The sequence below is a fragment of the Saccharibacillus sp. JS10 genome (genome assembly GCF_024436065.1).
In the GTDB taxonomy this organism is placed as follows: Bacteria; Bacillota; Bacilli; order Paenibacillales; family Paenibacillaceae; genus Saccharibacillus.
The window spans coordinates 281,838-304,461 of the sequence record NZ_JANFNS010000001.1 but is presented as its reverse complement, the minus strand read 5'-3'; the positions used below and the strand labels follow the sequence as shown (position 1 = coordinate 304,461).

24 protein-coding genes are annotated in these 22,624 nt (G+C 46.8%); 14 read left to right on the top strand and 10 right to left on the bottom strand.

The features are described 5' to 3' along the window. Positions 1-26: 26 nt before the first annotated feature. The 3 genes from NOM90_RS01400 (at position 27) to NOM90_RS01390 (ending at position 2,689) form a co-directional block, all read left to right on the top strand. A complete protein-coding gene (locus NOM90_RS01400; RefSeq protein WP_255939420.1) occupies positions 27-521 on the top strand; it encodes a PH domain-containing protein in 495 nt (164 codons plus the stop codon). Next, positions 518-2,008, top strand: a complete 1,491-nt coding sequence (locus NOM90_RS01395) for a PH domain-containing protein (RefSeq protein WP_255939418.1) — start codon at positions 518-520, stop codon at positions 2,006-2,008. The genes NOM90_RS01400 and NOM90_RS01395 overlap by 4 nt, the downstream gene beginning before the upstream one ends. 120 nt (positions 2,009-2,128) lie before the next feature. Continuing rightward, a complete protein-coding gene (locus tag NOM90_RS01390; protein ID WP_255939417.1) occupies positions 2,129-2,689 on the top strand; it encodes a hypothetical protein in 561 nt (186 codons plus the stop codon). Positions 2,690-2,762: 73 nt separating this feature from the next. Here NOM90_RS01390 and NOM90_RS01385 read toward each other — a convergent pair whose 3' ends face one another. The 3 genes from NOM90_RS01385 to NOM90_RS01375 all read right to left on the bottom strand — a co-directional run bounded on the left by NOM90_RS01385 (position 2,763) and on the right by NOM90_RS01375 (position 5,249). Continuing rightward, positions 2,763-3,569: a DUF4367 domain-containing protein gene (locus NOM90_RS01385; RefSeq protein WP_255939416.1), complete on the bottom strand. Its 807-nt coding sequence runs from the start codon at positions 3,567-3,569 to the stop codon at positions 2,763-2,765. Next, entirely contained in the window at positions 3,550-4,119 is a 570-nt protein-coding gene (locus tag NOM90_RS01380) for an RNA polymerase sigma factor (protein ID WP_255940503.1), read from the bottom strand. The genes NOM90_RS01385 and NOM90_RS01380 overlap by 20 nt, the downstream gene beginning before the upstream one ends. A 317-nt stretch (positions 4,120-4,436) precedes the next feature. Then, positions 4,437-5,249 (bottom strand): TraR/DksA C4-type zinc finger protein, encoded by an 813-nt coding sequence (locus NOM90_RS01375; RefSeq protein ID WP_255939414.1) that lies wholly within the window; start codon positions 5,247-5,249, stop codon positions 4,437-4,439. A gap of 251 nt (positions 5,250-5,500) precedes the next feature. Between NOM90_RS01375 and NOM90_RS01370 the strand changes: the two genes are divergently transcribed. Further along, positions 5,501-6,643 (top strand): zinc-dependent alcohol dehydrogenase, encoded by a 1,143-nt coding sequence (locus tag NOM90_RS01370; protein ID WP_255939412.1) that lies wholly within the window; start codon positions 5,501-5,503, stop codon positions 6,641-6,643. An 89-nt stretch (positions 6,644-6,732) separates the two neighbouring features. Here the strand turns inward: NOM90_RS01370 and NOM90_RS01365 are convergent, their stop codons facing one another. The 6 genes from NOM90_RS01365 to NOM90_RS01340 form a co-directional block, all read right to left on the bottom strand. Continuing rightward, positions 6,733-7,965, bottom strand: a complete 1,233-nt coding sequence (locus NOM90_RS01365; protein WP_255939411.1) for an aminopeptidase — start codon at positions 7,963-7,965, stop codon at positions 6,733-6,735. Positions 7,966-8,124: 159 nt separating this feature from the next. After that, on the bottom strand, positions 8,125-9,177 hold the full coding sequence (locus NOM90_RS01360) for an NAD(P)/FAD-dependent oxidoreductase (RefSeq protein ID WP_255939410.1): 1,053 nt from the start codon (positions 9,175-9,177) through the stop codon (positions 8,125-8,127). Positions 9,178-9,385: 208 nt separating this feature from the next. Beyond that, the gene (gene pdxA / locus NOM90_RS01355; RefSeq protein ID WP_255939408.1) at positions 9,386-10,381 is read right to left on the bottom strand and encodes a 4-hydroxythreonine-4-phosphate dehydrogenase PdxA; all 996 of its coding nucleotides are present in this window, start codon (positions 10,379-10,381) and stop codon (positions 9,386-9,388) included. Beyond that, the gene (locus NOM90_RS01350; protein ID WP_255939406.1) at positions 10,378-11,673 is read right to left on the bottom strand and encodes a four-carbon acid sugar kinase family protein; all 1,296 of its coding nucleotides are present in this window, start codon (positions 11,671-11,673) and stop codon (positions 10,378-10,380) included. Before NOM90_RS01350 ends, pdxA begins: the two co-directional genes overlap by 4 nt. Before the next feature lie 61 nt (positions 11,674-11,734). Continuing rightward, on the bottom strand, positions 11,735-12,763 hold the full coding sequence (locus NOM90_RS01345) for a 2-keto-3-deoxygluconate permease (RefSeq protein WP_255939404.1): 1,029 nt from the start codon (positions 12,761-12,763) through the stop codon (positions 11,735-11,737). Between the two features lie 160 nt (positions 12,764-12,923). After that, on the bottom strand, positions 12,924-14,606 hold the full coding sequence (locus NOM90_RS01340) for a sigma-54-dependent Fis family transcriptional regulator (protein WP_255939403.1): 1,683 nt from the start codon (positions 14,604-14,606) through the stop codon (positions 12,924-12,926). 125 nt (positions 14,607-14,731) lie between these two features. Here NOM90_RS01340 and modA point away from each other — a divergent pair, with 125 nt between their 5' ends. The 4 genes from modA (at position 14,732) to NOM90_RS01320 (ending at position 17,853) form a co-directional block, all read left to right on the top strand. Beyond that, on the top strand, positions 14,732-15,535 hold the full coding sequence (gene modA / locus NOM90_RS01335; RefSeq protein WP_255939402.1) for a molybdate ABC transporter substrate-binding protein: 804 nt from the start codon (positions 14,732-14,734) through the stop codon (positions 15,533-15,535). Next, positions 15,532-16,218, top strand: a complete 687-nt coding sequence (gene modB, locus NOM90_RS01330; RefSeq protein ID WP_255939400.1) for a molybdate ABC transporter permease subunit — start codon at positions 15,532-15,534, stop codon at positions 16,216-16,218. Before modA ends, modB begins: the two co-directional genes overlap by 4 nt. A 73-nt stretch (positions 16,219-16,291) precedes the next feature. Then, complete coding sequence (locus NOM90_RS01325) at positions 16,292-17,323, top strand: ThiF family adenylyltransferase (RefSeq protein WP_255939398.1); 1,032 nt, start codon at positions 16,292-16,294, stop codon at positions 17,321-17,323. A gap of 14 nt (positions 17,324-17,337) precedes the next feature. Further along, the gene (locus NOM90_RS01320; RefSeq protein WP_255939397.1) at positions 17,338-17,853 is read left to right on the top strand and encodes a MogA/MoaB family molybdenum cofactor biosynthesis protein; all 516 of its coding nucleotides are present in this window, start codon (positions 17,338-17,340) and stop codon (positions 17,851-17,853) included. A 17-nt stretch (positions 17,854-17,870) separates the two neighbouring features. Here the strand turns inward: NOM90_RS01320 and moaC are convergent, their stop codons facing one another. Continuing rightward, complete coding sequence (moaC, locus tag NOM90_RS01315; RefSeq protein WP_255939395.1) at positions 17,871-18,359, bottom strand: cyclic pyranopterin monophosphate synthase MoaC; 489 nt, start codon at positions 18,357-18,359, stop codon at positions 17,871-17,873. Between the two features lie 64 nt (positions 18,360-18,423). On the opposite strand from moaC, the gene NOM90_RS01310 reads away from it, so the two are divergent. The 6 genes from NOM90_RS01310 to moaA are packed head-to-tail and all read left to right on the top strand — an operon-like array spanning position 18,424 to position 22,605. Next, positions 18,424-19,680 carry a molybdopterin molybdotransferase MoeA gene (locus NOM90_RS01310; protein WP_255939394.1) on the top strand — a complete coding sequence of 419 codons (1,257 nt, stop codon included), beginning with the start codon at positions 18,424-18,426 and terminating at the stop codon, positions 19,678-19,680. Further along, positions 19,677-20,291 (top strand): molybdopterin-guanine dinucleotide biosynthesis protein B, encoded by a 615-nt coding sequence (mobB, locus tag NOM90_RS01305; protein WP_255939393.1) that lies wholly within the window; start codon positions 19,677-19,679, stop codon positions 20,289-20,291. The genes NOM90_RS01310 and mobB overlap by 4 nt, the downstream gene beginning before the upstream one ends. Further along, entirely contained in the window at positions 20,278-20,721 is a 444-nt protein-coding gene (locus NOM90_RS01300; protein ID WP_255939392.1) for a molybdenum cofactor biosynthesis protein MoaE, read from the top strand. Before mobB ends, NOM90_RS01300 begins: the two co-directional genes overlap by 14 nt. Beyond that, positions 20,718-20,951: a molybdopterin converting factor subunit 1 gene (moaD, locus tag NOM90_RS01295; RefSeq protein ID WP_255939390.1), complete on the top strand. Its 234-nt coding sequence runs from the start codon at positions 20,718-20,720 to the stop codon at positions 20,949-20,951. The genes NOM90_RS01300 and moaD overlap by 4 nt, the downstream gene beginning before the upstream one ends. Next, entirely contained in the window at positions 20,948-21,589 is a 642-nt protein-coding gene (mobA, locus tag NOM90_RS01290) for a molybdenum cofactor guanylyltransferase (RefSeq protein ID WP_255939389.1), read from the top strand. The genes moaD and mobA overlap by 4 nt, the downstream gene beginning before the upstream one ends. Further along, on the top strand, positions 21,589-22,605 hold the full coding sequence (moaA, locus tag NOM90_RS01285) for a GTP 3',8-cyclase MoaA (protein ID WP_255939388.1): 1,017 nt from the start codon (positions 21,589-21,591) through the stop codon (positions 22,603-22,605). The genes mobA and moaA overlap by 1 nt, the downstream gene beginning before the upstream one ends. Positions 22,606-22,624: the final 19 nt, after the last annotated feature.

Here is a 22,624-nt window from a genome sequence, read left to right as displayed (position 1 = left end):
CGCTTTAAAGCATTGGGGGGATTACGATGGAAGAACAGGAAGGTAAAGCTCAATTTCGAAGGCTACATCCCGATTGGATTGCGGCATCCAGACTCGGAAGTGCTTGTTTATACATAATACCTTTACTTATAGCTATAACCTTAACGATACTGAGTGCTTTATTGGATTGGAATTGGTTACCGCTATGGATCGGCGTCATCGCGATCGTTGTATTCGCTCTATTATTTGTTTTCTTTGCGTTTCGAGTACCTGTTATTCGCTACAATCGATTGGAATTCGCCGTTTTCGAAGAAGAGATCGAGATTCGCAAAGGGCTGTTTTTTATGAAAGAAACCTTGATTCCGATGACGAAAGTTCAACATGTCGAATTAGAAAACGGACCGATTTTGCGTAAATACCGTTTGGCTGAATTAAAGATTGTGACCGCGGCGACTACACATACCATTGCAGGGTTAAAAGCGGATGAAGCCGAGCAGTTAAAACGCACGATCGGAGAACTGGCGAGGAGGACGGAAGAGTGAACGAACCCAAGCGGATGTCTCCGCTCTATATCGTTTTTTCAATTCTAAAAGTCATCCGCAGCTTGATTCCCCTGATCTTTATCTTCGGGATTCAATTCATATCGAACGGTGGATTTCCGCCAAGCGTATACGCCATTCTCGGAATCGCATTGGGTCTTATTGTATTAACCGGCGTTATGGAAGTCATCGGCTGGAAAAGGTTTACGTACGAAGAAGCCGAAGATCGGATCACGATTCGCAAAGGAATCATTCAGCGTAGCGAAAAAATCATTTATTACTCGCGGATTCATTCGGTAAGCCAAGAACAACCTTTGATTCAACGTTTGCTTGGCGTCGTGCAGCTCAAAATTGAGACACCTGGAGGTAAAAGCGAAGGGGATGCAACGTTACCTGTACTTCGTAGGCAAGAAGCAGAGCGGCTTCAACACGTGCTCAACGAACGCTCAGCAGCTGCTTCGCAAAGTCCTGTAGAACAGAAAAGTGGAGAAGAAGGCAATAGTGAAGCCCACACGCCGAAAGCTCAACAAGAGTCGACTTTGCTATATCGATTAAGTCCGGGGCGTTTACTGCAAGCGGCTTTGACTGAACTCAATATCGGGCTAGCCGTCGCTTTTATCGCAGGTCTGATTTCGTTTGCCGATGACCTGCTGCCGGATCGTTGGGTAAATCAACTGGTGACGAATGCACAAGCTTATTTTACAGGGATCAAAGCTATTTTAATTATCATCGCTGTAGCGCTAGTAGGAGCTTGGTTATTATCTGTATTATTATTTGTGATCAAATTCGCCGGGTTTTCGTTATATCGACAAGGAGATCGCTTATCGATTCGGTATGGTCTATTGGAACGCAAGCAGTTTTTGTTCGATCCGTCCCGTGTTCAATCGGTTACGGTGAAAGAGGGATGGCTTAGACAGCTTCTGGGTTACGCTCATGTGGAAATCAATGTCGTGTCTTCTTCGAGTGAAAAAGAAACGCCAGCATTGCATCCTTTTATCGCGCGTAAGCAGATCGAAGCTTTACTGGAGCAAACGGTTCCGCAATTTACGTTTGCTTCTGCGCAGGTACATCCGCCGAAACGTGCATTGTTCGGATACGTCAGAGCAGGATTGCTGTTTACGATCGTTTTGGCGGCTGTACTGATCTACTTTTTCCCGCATATCGGGCGCTGGGCATTATTGCTGATTCCTATCGTCTTCGCATTAGATTATTGGATTTTCCGTACAAGCGGTGCAAGGCTCGATGGAGATCGACTCACCATTGTAAACCGAGCAATTGCCAAACAGACACATTTCACATTAAAGCGTCATATCGTAGCGATTCAACTTGGCGGAAGTCATTGGCAACGAAAAGGGCAGATGTTAAATCTCAAAGCTCATTTGCTGGGGGGCTCGGGCGGTTCTTCGCTTCGGATTGCTCGATTGAACGCGTCAGATGCTCAGCAAATTTATGAATGGTACCGCCGAGATCGAAGAAGTAGAAAGCTATAAAAAATAAAGTAAAATAAATTTAGAGAAAAAAGGAACCTTTTAGGTTCCTTTTTCGTTATACATCTTATAAATTTGAATACAGATTGCTAGAAAGCTTTGCTTTTAGAAAGGGGAATAAAAATGAACTTGAATACCAAATCTTCATTTTTTAAACTTCTGGCTATTCCTACCGCAATTTTAATATCGACGATCATTTTGATACCGGGAAGCGGGTATGCGGAAGAATCACCGCCTGTTACCCAACTTCCACCGCTGGATACAACGCAACCTCCGAATATCATTCGTGTACCGGGTGCATTGACGTCACCGCCTCCGGCGACCAATCCGAATCCGGGGCAACACGACTCGACGACCGGAAAATATTTGAACTCTGCGTATTCCAATCTTAACGTGGATACGCTGGATCGTTCTTCGGTCTTGATCTCTTCTTCCACAGTGGGAACCTCATCGTCTTCACGTAGCGGATTGAGTGTTTCTTTGGAGCGATGGAACGGAAGTAGTTGGGAACTTTTCGGAGAGCGAAGAACGACAAGTACAGCGACCAATAGTGCAGTATTAAAGTATAAGCTTCCCGTATTAAAAGGCTATTATTATCGAATCAAGTCTGAACATTGGTCGATGAATGGAGACCATAAAGAAGTGACGACAGTTTACAGTTCAACGCTTCTGGTGTCTTCATGAGTGGTTTGTTGATCCTTTATGCAAAAAGATCTTTTCTCCCGAAGAAGAAAAGATCTTTTTTTGTATTCAACGCTTAACCGTCAATAACATGCCCTGCAATATCAAGTAGTTCTTCGCGTGTAACGGTACCGCTCACCATGATACCCAGTTTGCCGCGAATTGTATAAATCAGATCGCTATATTCGCGATGTACATATTTTGCCGGAAGATTATTGTCCAGCATCACTTCTTCAAAATCATTGCTGCCGAAGCTATAGACCCGATTCTCGTCTTCCGGTATAAGATCGACATTGATCATCACTTCACGTTCATTTTCTCCTTTATAAGTGAGGGTAAAAGTAACAGGAGGTGTATCGTCATCCGGAACCATCACCGATACTTTCTGAAGCTTCAGATCTTCCGGAACCCGAGGGAATTCAGGCATCGGATAACCTAACGCTTGACGCGCTTCTTCCATGCTCATCGTGGTATCCGTAAAACTGATCACGCTTGCTTCGAATTCACTGCTTGACCATTCCGGCTTTTGGATACCTTCGGGAGGAGGAGGGGTTAACGCGCCTTCTGTTTCCAGCGGCTTCTCTTTACCGGTAAACAATACGGCTTCGCCCGTACTCCATGTATATAATTTCTGATAAATCGGACTCAGCGCTCCGGTTCGTACCGGTTCAGAAAAGATGACGGAGCCAAGCAAAATCAATCCTGCGGCTGCTCCAGTCAATCGAATTGTACGCTTACGCCGTACTCGTCTAGTTTGTTGCAATCGGTGCTGCTGTACACGCTGCCAGGACGCCTGTCGGGATGTTGCATCGACAGGCGATGCCGAGCTGACGACACGCTCGAAAGCCTCGTCGAACAGCTCGTCAAATTTTTCGTCTTTCATCGCTGCCCTCCCAATCCTTGCGCAGCACCTTACGCATATTTTCTCTTGCTCGGAAAAGTCTTTGCCGAATAATATCTTCGCTGGTGCCAAGCGAGTCGGCAATTTCTTTGTAAGACATGCCGTATTTCCAACGATACAAAATAATCGCCCGATATTCCGGCTTCATGTTTTGTAGATGCTCTTGGATCGCTTCTTCCATCATTTTAACCTCTACGGTTTTTTCTGTGGAAGTCGCGTGATCCTGTTTAGCCTCTATATAATTAAGAACGCTCTCTGCCTCTACATGGTTACGGTGTCTTTTATTTTTTCTTAAATCATTTATTGCGCTATTTCGCGTGACCACTTTTAGCCAAGCAAAAAATTTAGATTCGTTTTCGAATTCCGGTCTCCGGCTGATAAGTTTCAAAAATGCTTCTTGAATCACATCTTCGGCTGCCGCATGATCCCGTACAATATAGTATACAGCGCCGTAAGCCAAATCGTAATACTCATTATAAATAAGCTCCTGCATGCCTTCGTCCAATTCGTCGAAGCCGTGGCTGAGAAGCATTTGAAGATGTTGAGCCATATATGCTCCTTTCTCGGCTTTATTTCCGATCCGTACACTTCGATTCTTGATGAATAAGAAGTGTAATCTGTTATCAATCCAATTAATTATTCTCCTATTCTACACGAAAGTAGGAAGAAGGTGGGGTTTTTATTATTATATAACGTTTAGAATATGGATATTCGAATGTCTTTTGCACAATTATTCAAGTAACGATAACAATTAGAACAAACGAATAAACACAAAAAAACCTCGGAATAAGATCCGAGGTTTTGGTTTGCTTTTTGAGATTGAACAGCCTTATTGACAAAAAAAAGATTTTATTGATCGCTGCTTCTTTTATCCGAACGCACGCCGCTTTGTTCGATCAATTGCTCCACCGTCGCGTCGTCTTCTTCATCACCAATCACTTCGTCGATCTCTGCGATCGGCTCGCCTTCGCCAGCTTCGACATACTCACGTTCCGCGCGTGTCATTTCGACACTACGCTGTTCGCCGGTCATATCGTTAGCCGTGAAGTTTTCATACGATTCTACCGAACCTTCTTGTTCATTGCTATCGCTGGACAGCTGATCGTAACTTTCTACATCGCGCTTGGTAGACATGGCTGGAGAATCGGCGTTACCGTAGCTCTCGACTGTTTTCCAAGCATCGGAATCATCGAATTTGCCTGCATGGGCTTGGCGATTCTCGCCTGCGCCGGATGGAGGAGGGGTCATCACGTCTTCTTCCACTGGACGATAATCTTCAATCGGAGCATTTTCCGGTGTCGTATCAACGTTATACGCCGTGTAAGGAATCGCTTCAAGACGCTCGAACGGAATGTCTTTGCCCGTTTTCACATCGACTCCGTAGCTTCCGTCTTCCATACGTTTCAGCGCTTCGTTAACTTCGTCCAACCGATCCGAAAGATCGCTATCGATCGCCATATCGCGGCTGCGTTCAAATTCTTCCGTGCCTAAGTCGGCAGGGTGGTTATCTACCGAAGACAATTCTCCCGTCGAATCACGAAGTGAAGTCTCAAACCCTTCAGTCGTATCTTCGGAATTACCGAAATGTTGCTCCAGTTCGCTTTTTTGTTCCAACAGTAGACTTTTCAATGTATCGATTTGAGTATCGGATAAATGTTTCATGATGTAGTCCTCCATCCATAGTGGGTATCCCAGTCGTACGGTCATATGACTTACTCTGAACCGTCGCTCTCTTCCTTTTTTATACCCGCAAGACTGCCTAACCAATCTTTCGCCCCTCCCCAACACGCAAGCTTGTACTTTCCTTACTCGAAATTGGAAATTTTTTGTTAAAGGAGGGGCTTTTTCGTTTAATGAGGGAAGGTAGGCTTTTCTATACTTACACATTCAGTCAAAAGGAGCGATGAGCGACGATGAAAGCACTCACTTATCAAGGGAAACGTAAAGTAAAAGTGAAAGAGGTCGCAACGCCGAAGCTTGAAAAGCGCGACGATATTCTGATTCGCGTCACTTCGACTTCGATTTGTGGTTCGGACTTGCATCTATTCAACGGAGAAATTCCGGGTATGAACGATGATTACATTATTGGGCACGAACCGATGGGGATTGTCGAAGAAATCGGAAGCGAAGTGACGCATGTCAAAAAAGGCGACCGCGTGATCATTCCGTTCAACGTTTCTTGCGGTCAATGCTTCTTCTGTCAAAACCAAATGGAAAGCCAGTGCGACAACGCGAATGATAATCCGGCAAAAGATACAGGCGCGATGCTCGGCTATTCGCATACGTACGGCGGATTCGCCGGCGGGCAAGCTGAGCTATTGCGAGTGCCTTTCGGCAACTTTGGACCGCTCGTGATTCCGCCAGATGCCGATATGACCGATGAGCAGGTCCTGCTGCTTTCTGACGTGATTCCGACCGCTTATTGGAGTGTAGACAACGCTGGCGTCAAAAAAGGCGATACGGTCATTGTGCTAGGCTGTGGCCCTATTGGTCTGATGGTGCAAAAATTCGCTTGGCAAAAAGGCGCCAAACGCGTAATCGCTGTCGATCATGTCGAATATCGTCTGGCACACGCGCGCCTCACCAATCAAGTGGAGACCTTTAACTTTATGGAAAATGACGATCTCGACAATCACTTACTTGAGATTACGAGCGGGGGAGCCGACGTAGTCATCGATTGCGTGGGTCTGGATTCCGAGAAGACGTTTATGGAAAAAGTAGAAACGAAACTCAAGCTGCAAGGCGGAGGATTAGGAGCTTTCCATATGGCGTCGAATGTCGTACGTAAATTCGGTACGATTCAAGTAACCGGCGTATATGGGCTGCGTTACAACAATTTCCCGTTCGGACATATTTTCGAACGCAATGTCACGATCAAGACCGGACAGGCGCCAGTCATTCATTATATGCCAGAACTGTACAATCAGATCAAAACAGGTCAGCTCGATCCGACCGATATTATTACGCACCGTTTGTCGCTCGACGAAGCGGAGCACGCGTATGATATTTTCGACAGCAAAAAAGAAGATTGTATTAAAGTCGTGTTGAAACCGTAAAATTCCAGATCAAGCGCAACGTTAAGTTTCAATATAAAAAGCCCTCCAACTTCCTGGATAGGAAAAGGAGGGCTTTGATCATTTAACGATTAGAATGCCCAGTTTCCGTTACGGAATACCGGTTCAGCCGAACCGTCTTGCGCGATGCCATCGATATTCATTTCGCCGGAACCGATCATGAAGTCGACGTGCGCCAGACTTTGGTTAATCCCAGCAGCGGCGAGTTCTTCACGCGACATGCTTTTGCCACCTTCGATATTGAACGCATACGCGCTACCGATCGCCAAGTGGTTAGACGCATTCTCGTCGAACAATGTGTTGTAATACAGGATGCCCGATTCGGAAATCGGCGATTGATGCGGAACGAGAGCGACTTCGCCGATGTAATGCGAACCTTCGTCCATTTCAACAAGGCGTTTCAATGTTTCTTCGCCTTGCTCGGCTTTGACATCGACGATACGTCCATTTTCGAACGTCAACGTGAAGTTATCGATAATCGTGCCGCCATAGCTCAAAGGCTTCGTGCTGGACACTTTACCGTTAACGCCTGTTTTCAGCGCTGCGGTGAATACCTCTTCGGTTGGCATATTTGCCACGAAGCCCGAACCGCGTTCGCTTTCGCTATCCGCCGCTACCCACAGGTGAGTAGGAGGGAGTTCGATCGTCAGATCGGTACCTGGCGCTGTGTAATGCAAAGCTTTGTACTTTTTATCGTTCAAGTAAATCGATTTTGCATTCAGCGTCTCGATATGTTGCTGCCAAGCCGCGACCGGATCCGGTTGATCTACGCGAACGGCTTTGAAGATCGCTTCCCACATTGCCGGGATTTGTTCGTTTTCCGGAAGGTGAGCGAAGACTTTAGCCGCCCAAGCCGCCGAAGGAACGGCCACGATCGACCAAGCGAGTTTGTCGGACTGCACGTATTGGCGGTATTTGCTGAGCGCTTCGCCGGATACTTTTTGCAGCGTCGAGATTCGAGCAGGGTCAACGCCTTTGAGCAGATCAGGGTTGTTAGAGATAATCGCCAGCATTGCGCCGCCGTTTTCCGCTAACTCTTCACGCTCGGCAGCTGTCCATTTCGGTGCGATTTCGAACGAATCGTCTGGAGCCAGATCGTAGCGCATCCGAGTGATTTCTTCGTCTGCAAGATTGACTTTAACTAATTTGGCTCCGGCTTTGTACGCATGCTTAACGACAAGACGTACGTATTCCAGCGACTCGACGCCAGCGTCGATCATCAGAATTTGACCCGGTTGTACGTTTACACCGACTTTAACTGCGAGTTCGGCATATTTGTTTAAGTTCGTTTGAAAATCCGACATGATAATCCTCCATTTCGATACTTGCTCGATAAAATGTGACACTATGTCTTTTATTGTACAAGATTGTGCGAAGAAAGAAAATCTAACATCGGTTAATTCATGCAAAAAGAATACAAAAAAGACCGCGTAGCCGAAGCTTCTGCGGTCTTTTGAAACCCATTAATTGCTATATAGTTCTTTGCGAATTTCTTGATTTTTTTCTTTGAACAATTCGTTATGCGACGACACCATACCGTAACCGTTCGCTTCGGGTGTGACGAATTGCTTCGCTTTATTGACCGCATTAGCGGCGTCTTGGAAAGCTCCGGCGATCAGATGGACTTTGCCTTCGTAATGAACAATATCGCCCGCCGCGAAAATGCCGGGTACCGAACATTCGCTCGAAGAAGACGCAAGCACTTGATATTCGTTCATCTCGATTTTGATTTCGCTCTTTTTGAGCAACTCGGTATCGCGCTCGTATCCGTGGCTGATGATCACATCGTCGACAGACAGCTGGAACTCTTCCTGAGAATCGTTTTTCTCCATCAGAACCGTCTCGATTGCAGAATGGTCTTCGGTCGCAATCAGTGTTTTGATCGTCGCGCTCAGAAGCAATTCAACGCCGTTCGCTTTCATCTTGGTGACGTCGGCTTCATGACCTTTAAGTTCCTCTTTACGGTAAGTCAGATACACTTTTTTCGCAAAAGGAGCCAATTCGTTCGCCCAATCGACAGCGGAATGACCGCCGCCTGAGATCAAGACCGTTTTGTCTTTGAATCTAGCGATCGATTTCACCGTGTAATGCAAGTTCGTCACTTCGAAGCGTTCAGCGCCTTCAATCGCGAGTTTCGTCGGATTGAGGATGCCGCCGCCGACCGCCAAAATGATCGTTTTGGAATAATGAATTTCGCCGGACAAAGTATGTAACACAAAATGGTCATCTTGTTCAGAGCGTGAGATCGACGTTACTTTTTCATTCAAAACAACTTCCGGTTGAAACGTAAGCCCTTGCGCGACCAATTGATCGATCAATTTGGCGCCCGGCATCGGCGTGATTCCGCCTACGTCCCAGATCATTTTTTCGGGATATACATGGATTTTGCCGCCTAAGAAAGGTTGGTATTCGATCACTTTCGTTTTCATTTCACGCAAACCGCTATAAAAAGCCGAGAATAACCCCGCAGGGCCTCCGCCAATAATCGTTACATCATACACTTCTTGATTGTCCATGAAGCGCAAGCCCCCTTATAGATAATGATTCTCAATATCACTTGTAAGTATATCCTTAATTTTTGCAAAAAGACAATAGCGTTTTCGAAAAAAACGAAAAATGAAAGGTTAAAACAAAAACGACCTACCCTTTTTAATGTGCAAAAAGGGCGGTCGAGTAGAGTGTAGCCCATGCTGAGATCGGCATCATCGCTTCGGAGGGCGAATCTTAACGTTTGGGAGCTAATTCGATTGCCGAACGAATAGCCGCCAGCATACTGGCTTCTCCGGCAATATTTTTACCGGCAATATCAAAAGCGGTACCGTGATCGACAGAAGTGCGGATAATGCCGCCTTTGAGACCGACCGTAATATTGACACCGTCTTCGATGCCCATCACTTTGATCGGAGCATGACCCTGATCGTGATAACAAGCAACAACCATATCAAAATCTCCCCGACCTGCGCGGAAGAATAAAGTGTCTGCGGGGTAAGGACCGGTAACATCGATCCCTTCGGCCGCTGCACGGGCGATACCCGGCGCTAATTTTTCTTCTTCTTCGCCGTTGCCGAATAGACCATTTTCGCCCGCATGGGGATTGATTCCGCATACCGCAATACGCGGCTTGTCCAATCCTGCTTTGCTAAGGGTGTCATGCGCAAGCTTCACGACCGTATACGTACGCTCTGGCGTAATACTTTCGATCGCTGCGATCAATCCCATATGCGTCGTCAAATGGATAACGCGTAGATTCGGGGTTGTCAGCATCATCGAAAAATCTTCGGTATCGGTCAGCGCCGCTAAAATTTCGGTATGCCCCGGATACAGGTGACCGCCTAAATGCAAAGCTTCTTTGTTCAGCGGAGCCGTGCAGATCGACTGAATCTCGCCAGCTTGAGCAAGCTGGATCGACTTCGCCAGATATTGATACGCAGCATTGCCGGCTTCCGCCGAGACTTGACCGAATGGGAGGTCGGCAGGGAGTAGGTCTAGATCGATAATATCGATTGTTCCGTATTCGAATTTGGCTTCCGCAACCGTCTGGATCGCATGAATGGTTAAACTCGTATTCGTCACGGTTAACGCTCGCTCCAGCATCTTGGCATCTCCGATAACTAGAGGATCGCAGGTCTGGTAAACTTTTTGATCAAGCAACGCTTTGACAATGATCTCGGGACCGATCCCTGCGGCATCGCCCATGGTTATTCCGATAGTTGGTTTCATTCGCTATGCACTCCTTTTAATCGATCAATCGCATGTCCAAATACAGCTTCTGTTCCAAATCCGCCGGCTTTCGTGACCACGTACAATTCTTTTTTTCCTAAAAAAGTTGAGATCGGCACGCCGATTTCAAGCTCGTCTAACAATTCGAAGCCTTTGATACCCCAGCGTAGACAGACTTGCTTGGCGGTATCGCCGCCGCTCATCGAGACGCCTTTGAACAAATTTTGTTCCAATAGCGGGGCACATACCGCAGCTAATGCTTTGACAATCTGATTGCTTATATCCGTACGGCTAAATCCAGCGGTTTCGCCTATCGTCCAAGCTTGCTGGATATGCTCGGGATCTCCCGTGGAAAAGATGACGACGTCCAAACCTTGCTGAGCGCCGCGTAAAGCTTCTTCGTAGACTCGGTTGATCTCGGCTTCGCAATCGGCAGGCGAGGAGACGGCACGCCACGACTCGAAAGAAACAGCGTGAATATCGCTGCGCTCCAATAAATAACGAAGCTGCTTGCGAGAATTCCGATTTACACTGCCTACAACGGTGAGAACGAGTCCGGGTTGACCTTGAATTTCAAGATTTTGCGAGCGGATCGGTAATCCGTAATAGGCCGGTAAGTAATTCGCAAGCCCAGCCGATCCAGCCCAAGCCAGTCGATACGGGGCGGCTTTGAGATCTTGCAAAATCTGCTCCAAATGCTTTTCTTCCATGGCATCCACTACGATATATACGATTCCTTGCTGCGCATATTCATCAAGCTTACGAAGGAGATGCGACGCGCCCAGGTTCAAGTCGTCTACGGTAAGCGTTCCTGCGGCATGGGAAGATTGCAGCCCGATCAGCTCGGTTAGATTCGAGATCGTTACCGGCGTTTTGGGATCGTTGGCAATTTCAGTTTCGCCAAGCGGTATGCCTTTGAGATACGACGAAGAATGAAGTACCGTTCGGTCATTTTTGGGATAGCCGGGAGCAAACATGACGAAGTCGGGTTGCAACGCATCGTAAAACGCATCCAATTCCGCACCGATGTTGCCACGCATCGTAGAATCGACTTTTTTGAAAATATGATCAAAACCGGATTGCAATAAAAATTGTGCGGCGGCTTTGACTGCGGTATAAGCTTCAAGCGGCTCCGAAGCCCGGCTATCCGTATCAAATGCGATCGCTTCGTAGGATCGTGCCGCTTCCATATCTTTATCGAATAACACAGTTGTTTTTAACCCATTTCGAGCGAGTTGTACACCGCTGTCATTCGCTCCTGTCAGATCGTCGGCAATAATAGCCAGTTTCATAGCGGTTTCTCCTTCCGTGCTTCAGCCTTAAGCGAAGCTAAGACTTCGCTTGGCTTTTTCTCTATTTATGTTCAACTGCTGATGAAGCTTCCAATTCACGACGTTCTTTTACTGACAAATTATACTTCGCAAGACCGCCTTTTTCGTTATTTAGCCGTTTTGCCAAGAATCCGATAAAGATCGGAAGCAAGATCGAAGTGGTCACGACACTCGCTGCAATCTGAACCGTAGCAAGTTCCGCAATCGGAGCGAATGCCACGTTAGCCGCCGCGATCGCCGCTGGAGTTCCGACCGCATTACCGGCTGTAGAGCCTTCGGCTGCGCCGACAATTGGATTCCAACCGAGGAATTTGAATAAGAGATACAATCCTCCGCCGGTCAAAAGCACTGTAATTACACCTAACAAGATACCGCTAAGCCCGCCTTTGATGATGGCGTTGAAGTTGATTCCCATACCCAGTGCAAAAGCGAAAAACGGAACGAGTTTGTCGCTGCCTTTGTACAAGAAGTCGCCCATTTCTTTATCCAAGTTGCCAAGTAAAATACCGACAGCGAGTGGAAGCAAGACTGCAACGAACGCCATAGGCGAGAACAATCCGTTAGCAAAACCCATCGCGCCAAAGATCGAAAGTGCCACCATCGTCAAAAACGGCCCGTCGCTCAACGCTAAAAACGGATACGCTGCTTTGTCTTCTTCTTTACCATACTGTCCGGCAAAAGCAATATACAAACCACCGTTAGAATTGGTCATTGCGCCGATGATTGCGATCGGAGCAAGACCCAAAAATAATCCGTTGCTATCGGCTAGCCAAAAAGCGAGTAGACCGACAGCCGCGCCCAATAGCCATTTTACGGATAATAGCGTCACACCTTTTGCCACAGAAGCTTTGGCGGTTCGGAGATTGATTTGCGTCCCTGCGATTAATAGGAACAATGCGATTAAAGCGCTTGCACTATTAACGAAAAGAGCTTCTGTAAATCCGCCGATTCGTAAGATATTAGGAAAGAATGTATTGATCGATGCCGCTAACAGCAACGGAACGACCATCATACCTCCGGGAATACGATCTAATGTCGCTTTAATTTTCATACTTGCCAAGCCCCTCTCGATGTTTTTTAAAGCGTTTACTTTTCGTAATATACGCTTACATGTTTATAAAAGCAACATATTTTCTTGAATTAATTCGAATCGAGATAAAATTGTTTAATAATGCAACATATTAGAGTATAAAAAAAGCAAACTCGAAGAATTATTCTTTGAGCTTGCGCCATAAGGTGGCACGATTGATGCCTAGCCGTTCCGCAGTTCGAGATTGGTTGTAATTTTCTTCACGTAGAACAGATTCGATGACTTGTTTTTCAATTTCTTTTAGCGTACCCGTAGGAGCTTCGGCTTGGTAAGAAAGAGGAGATTGAAGCGTTATTTTTTGCACCGTTTCTGCGCGTATCACATAATCCGGTTCATGCAGAGCCAATTCTTTGATGAATCTTTTTAATCCGTTGATTCCGTCTGGATATTCAAGATTTTGCAACAGTTGCATCGCGGCAGCTTGTACTTTGACCGCATTCGTTCCTAATTGTTGATGACACTCCGACAAAAAGATTTGAGTGAGCGGTGCAAGATCTTCTTGGCGTTCGGCTAACGATGGGATCGCTAACGAGATCGCGTCAGCCGCAGAAAGCAAAAGTTGATTAGGGACTTGATCTTCAATGATGATCAGACGAATCTTATAGGCTTTAACTTGTTGGGCAAAATCGTGTAGAAGCTCTAGATCAACATCAGAAGTATGAATCAACTTTATTGTAGAGACAGAGCTTAGTGAAGCTACATTCACCTGATCCAGCTTAGCCTGCTTAAGATCGACCGTCATGATGAGCGAATCCGAGGAAATTTGCTGATGAAGATAATCAACGACAAAGTTTTTACCGCTACCTCTCGCACCATACAGACATATGACTTCACCCGCTTGGTACAATTTGCGAAGTCGTTCTACACATTGCTGCATAGCAAGTGAAGACTGGACTAGAGAACCGGAAGGTTCAAGTCGATGGATCAAAATACCGACATCATGGGCAAGATCATGTTCATTTTTTCGCAACGTATATAACGTATACTCATTATTGTCCGTCTCGTACCGTTGCCCTTCCACGATCAAAGGTTGACGATCTATCGTTAAATACTGCGAGACTGGTTTTGCATCGACAAATAACTTAGCACTTAGCGTAGCAAGACGTTCCGAAGTCAACGGATTTTGCTCAAAATCAGGTGTCCGTGCATACACAATGCGATGATTTACGTCTGCAACAACCAGATTAGGAAACGTCGATTGTAAAAATTGCCCGAAGACGCGTACCAACTCATCATTACGATGTACGTAAGCATAGACCAGCCGAGCATCTTCAAGCGCATTACGTACAGACTCACGGCCGGATTGAATCAAAAAGCCTTTTAATCCATATTCGTTCGCTGTTTTTAGAGTAATGACGTCTCCCGCAATCTGCTTATAATCCCGGTCTTTCAGTTCAAGGATAAGCGGAGGAACTTCCCGCGATTCAGTTACCGTAAAAGCTTTAAGCGGTAGATCAAGCAGATCGATAATCGCCTGAGCACCCGCGGTAATATTGGCAAATCCGACAATGGCTGTTTTTTCTTTGAGGCTGCTGGCAAGCAAAAGGGAGCGAATCATATCATAGCCGGATAATTGCACATCAATGACGGGAACCGTCACGGAGCGTTTAATGGACCGGGCGGTTCCGCCTCGGCTAATAATAATATCCGCTCCGGCACGTTCTGCTTCGACCGCTAATTGAACACCGTTTTCCAGATCGCCTACGGAACACTCGATATGAAGATCAGGGAATAGGGGTACACATTCTTCGATAATCGAAAGCATAGAAGCGTAAGGTGCAATAATATGTACGTGAATGGTCATAAACTTCCCCGCTTTTTCTGTATAATCAAATTTGGTAATGATCGTTTATCTTAAGCGACACACTTGGAACATTATAACATTAAATAGAACGAATAAGACTTGAATCAAAAAGGAGAAGTTTCATCATGTCTAGACGCTACACCTATATCAAGTGGCTCGCAGTGCTGACGCTACTGCTTGTTGCCGGATGCGGAGCCGAGAAGACCCAATCGCAAAAAAATGCGGAATCTTCGGAACCCGTGACCTTAACCGTCTCGGCAGCAGCAAGCCTCACCGATGCGCTTCAGCAACTTCAACAAAATTTCGAACAAGATCATTCCGATATTAAGCTCGCGTTCAATTTCGGCGCGTCCGGCGCTTTACAGCGGCAAATTGAGCAAGGTGCGCCTGTTGATCTCTTTTTATCGGCAGCCGAGAAAAATATGCAAGCCTTAGTGAGTGAAAGGATCATTGCACCGGATCAACAACAAGATTGGCTAAAGAATACTTTAGTTGCGATCGTACCGCAAAACGCTAAGCTGAATATACATAATATCCAAGATCTCAAGCAACCTGCTGTGAAGCGAATCGCTATAGGAATACCGGATAGTGTTCCTGCCGGTCATTACGCACAAGAAGCGCTGCATTCTGCGGGATTATGGGATGAATTATCGGATAAAATGGTGCAAGGAAAAGATGTAAGACAAGTGCTTCAGTACACGGAAACGAATAATGTCGATATCGGCTTTGTGTATCGGACAGATGCTCTGGCTTCCAAAAAAGTCAAAATCGCTTTTGAAGTGGAAACAGGGAGTTATTCACCTATTGTATACCCGATCGCTATTCTAAAAAGCACGAAAAATATTGATGCTGCCCAGTCTTTCTATGATTATCTACAGACTCCGGAAGCGTTAAAAATATTGAGTTCGTACGGTTTTGATGCGGCATGACAAATCTAAATTCGGACTTGGATTGGAATCGCTTTGTTCAGCCTGTTTGGTTATCGCTGCAAGTGTCTTTTTTAGCTAGTCTATGTGTGATAATCATCGGAACAGCTACGGCTTGGCTCATGTCCAGACGTACGAAATTCCGAGGAAAACTATTACTTGAGACGTTCTTTATGCTGCCGCTGGTCTTACCGCCGACAGTCGTTGGTTTTCTGTTATTGATCTTATTTGGCAGGAACGGTTGGTTAGGTATCGCGATTGAACGGCTTTTTCAATTCAACTTCCTATTTTCTTGGCAAGGCGCAGTCGTTGCAGCTGTAGTCGTATCTTTTCCGCTGGTGTACCGGACAACGGTTATCGGGTTCGAATCCGTAGATTCCGATCTTGAAGATGCAGGACGATCGATCGGAGCGAATGAATGGCAAGTGTTTCGGCATATTACCTTACCTTTGATTACGCCTGCTCTGAAAACGGCTTATATTCTCGGATTCGCTCGAAGTCTGGGAGAGTTTGGCGCGACTTTAATGATCGCCGGTAATATTCCGGGACGGACGCAGACGATTCCAACTGCTATCTACGTTGCAGTCGATGCCGGGCATTTATCTCTGGCTTGGGCTTTGACGATTGCGATCATTGCGATTTCTTTTGTTTTACTTTTATTAACCGGGCGGAGAAAAACCGATTAATCGAGGTTCCGTTTTGTGATTCAGAACTTTGCCATGTATGATAACAGCGTAGATAGAAGGAGGGCGTCATAAGATGGAAGATTTGCGCGGCGAACGGTATTCTCGTCAGACGTTGTTCGCTCCGATTGGTCATAAAGGTCAAGAGCGCTTGCAGCAAGCTTCGGTAGCTGTGATCGGATGCGGCGCTCTCGGTTCGGCAATTGCCGAGACTTTAACACGCGCCGGAGTAGGCGAACTTCATCTGGTTGATCGGGACTATGTAGAATGGTCCAACCTTCAGAGGCAGCAGCTTTTTACCGAACGCGATGCCCAGCAGATGAATCCGAAAGTCGAAGCGGCACGTGAGCGATTGCTTCATATTCGATCGGATGCACAGATACATACGTATTTGGATGATCTAAATCCTGCATTGATCCGTGAACTTGCTGCCAAGTGTTCATTGATTATGGATGCGACTGATAATTTCGAGACTCGGCTACTGATTAACGATGCCGCACTTGAAGCCGGAATTCCGTGGATTTATGGAGCCTGTGTAGGAAGTTCGGGCACGATATTTCCTTTTGTCCCTGATCGTTCGGCTTGTTTCCGTTGTCTGCTGCCTGTTCTTCCGGCGGTAAGCGAGACTTGCGAGACGAATGGAATTATCGCACCTGCGGTGCAGACAACAGCCGCGATGCAGTGTGCAGAAGCGATCAAATGGTTGAGCGGAAACGAAGCGGCGCTACGTACCAAAGTGCATCATTTCGATCTATGGACAGGTGAGCAAATGAATATCGGGGTGAAGCGGATTCGAGACGAAGACTGTGCTTCTTGCGGCTCCAAACGGACTTATCCAGCACTAAGCTATAGCTCGCGCATGATGTATACCCGTCTTTGCGGACGGGATACGGTGCAGGTCGTGCCTCAGCAAGATCGGAGAATTACATTAGACGATGCAGAGAAGATTGGGCGAAAAGTCGGATCGTCGATCAGACGTACGCCGCATTTTGTAGAGTTTCACGCGCTGGAAGCTCGTTTTATTTTATTTGCGAACGGTAGATTGTTGATTCACGGAATCGAAAGTATCGAAGAAGGACGAAGCTTGTACCGCAAACTTTTTGGATAAAAGGAGGGTTGGACGTGAGTGAAGAGTTACCGAAAGATTTAACAGGAAATCGGATTTCGTTAGCTGTGCTAACCGTCAGCGATACCCGAACGAAAGAAAACGATAAAAGCGGGAACCGGATCCTCGAATTGGCACGGCAAAATAATATGCAGATTGCAGAGCATACCCTATGCACCGATGATATCGAAGCCATTCGTTCGATTTTAGCCGGATGGCTACTGCGTAGTGAGATCGATGTGATTATCACGACAGGCGGAACCGGAATATCGAGCCGAGATGTAACGCTAGAAGCGGTTCGACCGTTATTCGAAAAAGAAATCGACGGCTTCGGCGAAGTGTTCCGTTACTTGAGCTTCACTGAAGATATCGGAACCCGAGCGATACTAAGCCGAGCCGCCGCTGGAACAGTCAATGAAAAAGTCATTTTTGCGCTACCGGGTTCGACCGGTGCGGTCACGCTTGCGATGAGGCGCATTATTTTGCCGGAGATTCATCATATTCGCTACGAACTGACTAAGCATCTGCAATAAGCCAATCAGATCGCAAGCTATTCGCGCGTGTAATCGCCTGATTTACCGCCGGTTTTCTCCAGCAAAAAGGTCGGTCCGATCACCATTTCTTTACCGGCGGCTTTGCACATATCATAGATCGTCAGCGCAGCGGCACTCGCCGCGGTCAATGCTTCCATCTCTACGCCTGTAGAACCTTTGGTTCTCACTGTAACGTAGAGGAAAAGTTCATACTTACTCTGTTCGGAATTCACTTTCCATTCAAATTCGATATCGACGCCGCTCAGCATCAACGGATGGCACATCGGAATAATTTGCGAAGTGTTTTTGGCTGCCATAATACCCGCAACTTGAGCAACGGCGAGCACATCGCCTTTTTTGTTGCCTCCGGTCTGGATTTGGTTATAAATAATCTCATTCACTGCAATCGAAGTTGTGGCACGCGCGGTGCGTACAGTTTCTTGTTTTTCGGAAATATCGACCATTTTGGCGCGTCCTTGTTCGTTAAAATGCGTAAATTCAGACAACACAATCATCCTTTCATCGATTCATTATAAATTCAGTATACCATGTGCAAAGGAGGCATTTTTCATGGTTGAAATTCGAACTCCGATTGCGGTAAGCGAGGCGATCGCACGCGTTCAAGCCGAAGCTCAAAGACTGCCAAGCGAATACGTATCGCTGGAAGAAAGTTACGGACGGATTTTAGCGAAGCCTTTGGTAGCGACACATGATGTCCCGGCATTCGACCGATCGCCTTATGACGGTTTTGCTATTCGCGCCGTCGATTCGTTAGGAGCTTCAGGTGAACATCGGATTGCTTTTGAAGTCGTCGATCATATCGGAGCCGGGCAAGTATCGCAAAAAACGCTGAGCGCTTATCAAGCGATTCGAATTATGACGGGTGCGCAGCTTCCGCAAGGCGCAGATGCCGTCGTGATGTTGGAACAGACTCAAGCCGATCCGAAGCAACCTGACCGTAAATTTACGCTTCGCAAATCTTTTGCGGTCGGAGAAAATATCTCTTTTCAAGGGGAAGATATGAAGCTCGGTGAAGAAATCGTGCCAAGCGGAAGTCTAATCCATCCCGGCGTGATCGCGTTACTTGCCACATTCGGCTATGAACAAGTTGAAGTAGCCAAACTCCCAACCGTCGGCATTTTGTCTACAGGAACAGAATTGCTAGAGACGGGCGCTGCGCTCGAACCGGGCAAAATCCGTAATAGCAACAGTCCTATGATTGCCGCGCAACTGCGTAGAATCGGAATTCCTTACCGGATGTATAGCGCGGCAGCCGATCAATTGGACGATATGCTAAAGTCGATTCGAGAAGCTTTGACCGAGTGCGAGGTGTTAATTACGACTGGTGGGGTATCGGTAGGCGATTTCGATCTGCTTCCTGCGGTATACGAGCAGCTCGGCGCTAAAGTCCTGTTCAACAAAGTCGCGATGCGTCCGGGTAGCGTAACGACGGTAGCCACGCTAGGCAGACAATATCTATTCGGCTTATCGGGTAATCCATCGGCTTGTTATACAGGCTTTGAATTGTTTGTACGTCCGGCTTTGCTACGTATGATGGGAGCTACGGGTATATATCCCATGCACACGCAAGCCGTTCTAAGCGAAGACTTCGCAAAAGCAAATCCATTCGATCGGTTTATTCGCGCAGTGTATGATGGACATGAAGTACGGCCCGCCGGGTTCAATAAATCCAACGCGGTTTCTTCGATTGGCAGAAGTAATGCGCTGATCGTATTGCCAGGCGGAAGCCGGGGATTCAAGATCGGAGATACCGTCGATGTATTGCTTCCGGGGATGGACGAAGGATCGCCGGTCTGGAAGCTATGAGAAAGATTCGTAAACGTGCTGGCGAACGCAAGAATCATACGAAAATTTTGCAGATCGTCGGATACAAAAATAGCGGTAAAACAACGTTGCTGCAATCGCTAATGACCAGCACCATCGATCTATCGATGCAGGTTGCGACAATCAAGCATCACGGGCATGGCGGTACACCGGAACCTCCGCCGGCAAATACAGATTCGGCTCGGTTTTTTGAAGCAGGAGCAGTAAGTTCGATGGTGACGGGCGGAGGAATAACGCTGATCCAGCAACGAACTCCCGGCGAAGATGAACGATTGAATACGCTGGATCGACATATAAAATGGACGACCACTCACTCGCAGCCGGATTTGATTTTAGTCGAAGGCTTCAAGTCCGAAGCTTATCCCAAAATCGTACTGATCCGTTCACTCGAAGATTGGATAAGTCTACAGCACTTGTCTTCAATTATGCTGGTGATCGCTATTGAACATGATCTTACAGCAGAAATTGCCGAGCATCACCGCGCCACTTCAATCCAATCATCGAATTTCACCATCTATAATCGCGATCAACATCACGATATTACATCTTGGTTCACAAGATGGCTGAAAGGAGCCGCTTATGAAAGCTTATGAAATTGTTACGGAACCGATTGATCCTCAGCGATATGCCGATTATGTATTACGTCCGCAAGCAGGCGCTGTGACTTTGTTTACCGGGCATGTCCGGGAATGGACACACGGTGTACGTACGTTATATTTATCTTATGAAGCTTATATTCCGATGGCTGAAAAGATGCTTCGGCAGATCGGCACGGAGATCGAGGAACGTTTTCCCGAAACCAGAACCGCAATTGCGCACCGGATCGGCGAACTCAAGATCGGCGAAATTGCCGTCGTGATCGCCGTATCTTCTCCGCACCGCAAAGATGCTTATGAAGCAAATGAATACGCGATTGAACGGATCAAAGAATTGGTGCCGATCTGGAAAAAAGAAATTTGGGAAGACGGCACCGAGTGGATCGGCGATCAACGGAAAAAACCGAAGGAAGGAGACGTTGTATGATTACGCTACTTTATTTTGCAGGATTGAAAGACGCCGCAGGGAAAGCTCAAGAAGAGATCGAATTCGCAGGGCGCACGGTCACTGAATTGTTGGCGTGGACAAGTCAGCAGTACCCGCATATGTCTATAGATGCCGTGCGTGTAGCAATTAACGAAGAATACGCGCTGGGAGAAGATGTTTTGCAAAATGGCGATGTTGCCGCGCTTATTCCTCCGGTTAGCGGCGGATGAGCGAACGAAGCAACAACATATCACCGATCATTGGTATTGTGCTTGCAGGCGGTTTGTCCCGCCGTTTCGGTTCACCTAAAGCGTTTGCGGCATTCAGCACGCCGGATGGAGAAGAATCTCTTTTTCACGAGCGATCCGTCTCTGCTTTACAGCGTATTTGCGAATCGATCGTGATCGTCACGAATCCTGAGCTAAAAGAACGGTTTCCCGCGAATTTGAAACTCTGCATCGATCTACCGCAAGTCGCGGGTCAAGGCCCTCTTGCCGGGATCTATACAGGGATGAAGCAATACCCGGACTGCTCTTATGTGATTATGCCTTGCGATATGCCCGCGATCGAACCGGCAGATATTCAAAAATTGCATCAGCTAGCGGTAAGTCTTCCAGATGCAGATGTAGTTGCCGTTCGAACTTCAACATCAGATATACCGCTACTCAGTATATGGCGACGCGATCTATCTCAAGAGTTGTTATCTCATATCTCTTCCGGTCAACGAAGCGTGATGAAGTTGCTTGCTGAACTCCATACGCACTGGATCGATTCCGCTGATATCAACGACAATGAGCAGGTATTTCGAAACTACAATACGCCGGATGGTCACCTTATAGAGCCAAACGAGCACAGGAGGAAATCGTAATGAATCGAATAACGCCTGTCGATCAGATGAACCGACCGATTCGTGATTTGCGGATTTCGGTTACGGATCGTTGTAACTTTCGTTGCTCGTATTGCATGCCCAAAGAAATCTTCGGTGACGACTTTGCTTTTATGCCGAAAAGCGAACTGCTTACTTTCGAAGAAATCGAGCGTTTGACTGAGTTGTTTGTATCGATCGGTGTGAAAAAGATCCGTTTGACAGGCGGCGAACCGCTGCTTCGCAAAGAGTTGCCGGATCTGATCTCTCGTCTAGGCGCAATCGAAGGGGTGGAAGATGTCGCTCTGACTACCAACGGAACGATGCTCGGCTCTCATATCCAAGGTCTCCACAATGCCGGGCTTCGGCGGTTAAATATTAGCTTGGATGCGCTAGATCCTGAATTATTCGGAAAATTGAATGGCAGAGGGATCGATTCAGCGCTCATATTGAAGCAGATTGACCGTGCGCAACAAGCCGGATTTGAGATCAAGGTGAATATGGTCGTGCAAAAAGACGTCAATGACTCCGAAATTTTGCCGATGGCGGCTTATTTCAAATCAAAAGGCATCACGTTACGTTTTATCGAATTCATGGATGTAGGCAATGATAACGGTTGGAGCTTCAAAAAAGTCGTGACGAAAAAAGAAATGATTGAACGACTGTCTGCGGTATACAAGCTAGAACCTATAGAGTCCGATTATTTCGGCGAAGTCGCTTCGCGTTATCGATATGAAGGAACGAACACCGAAGTCGGTTTTATCACTTCGGTCTCGGAATCGTTTTGTTCGTCTTGCACAAGGGCGCGCCTTTCTTCAAACGGAATCTTTTATACCTGTCTATTCGCTTCAAGCGGGTTCGATCTGCGTGCTTTATTGCGCGGCGGTGCGACAGACGAAGAGATTTTGGCGGCGATCATCGGAGTATGGGAACGCCGTACAGACCGTTATTCGGATGAACGAACGGAGCAGACCGCAAAAAACCGCAAAAAGATCGATATGTCGTATATAGGCGGTTAAAATTTCAATGGCAAGTCAA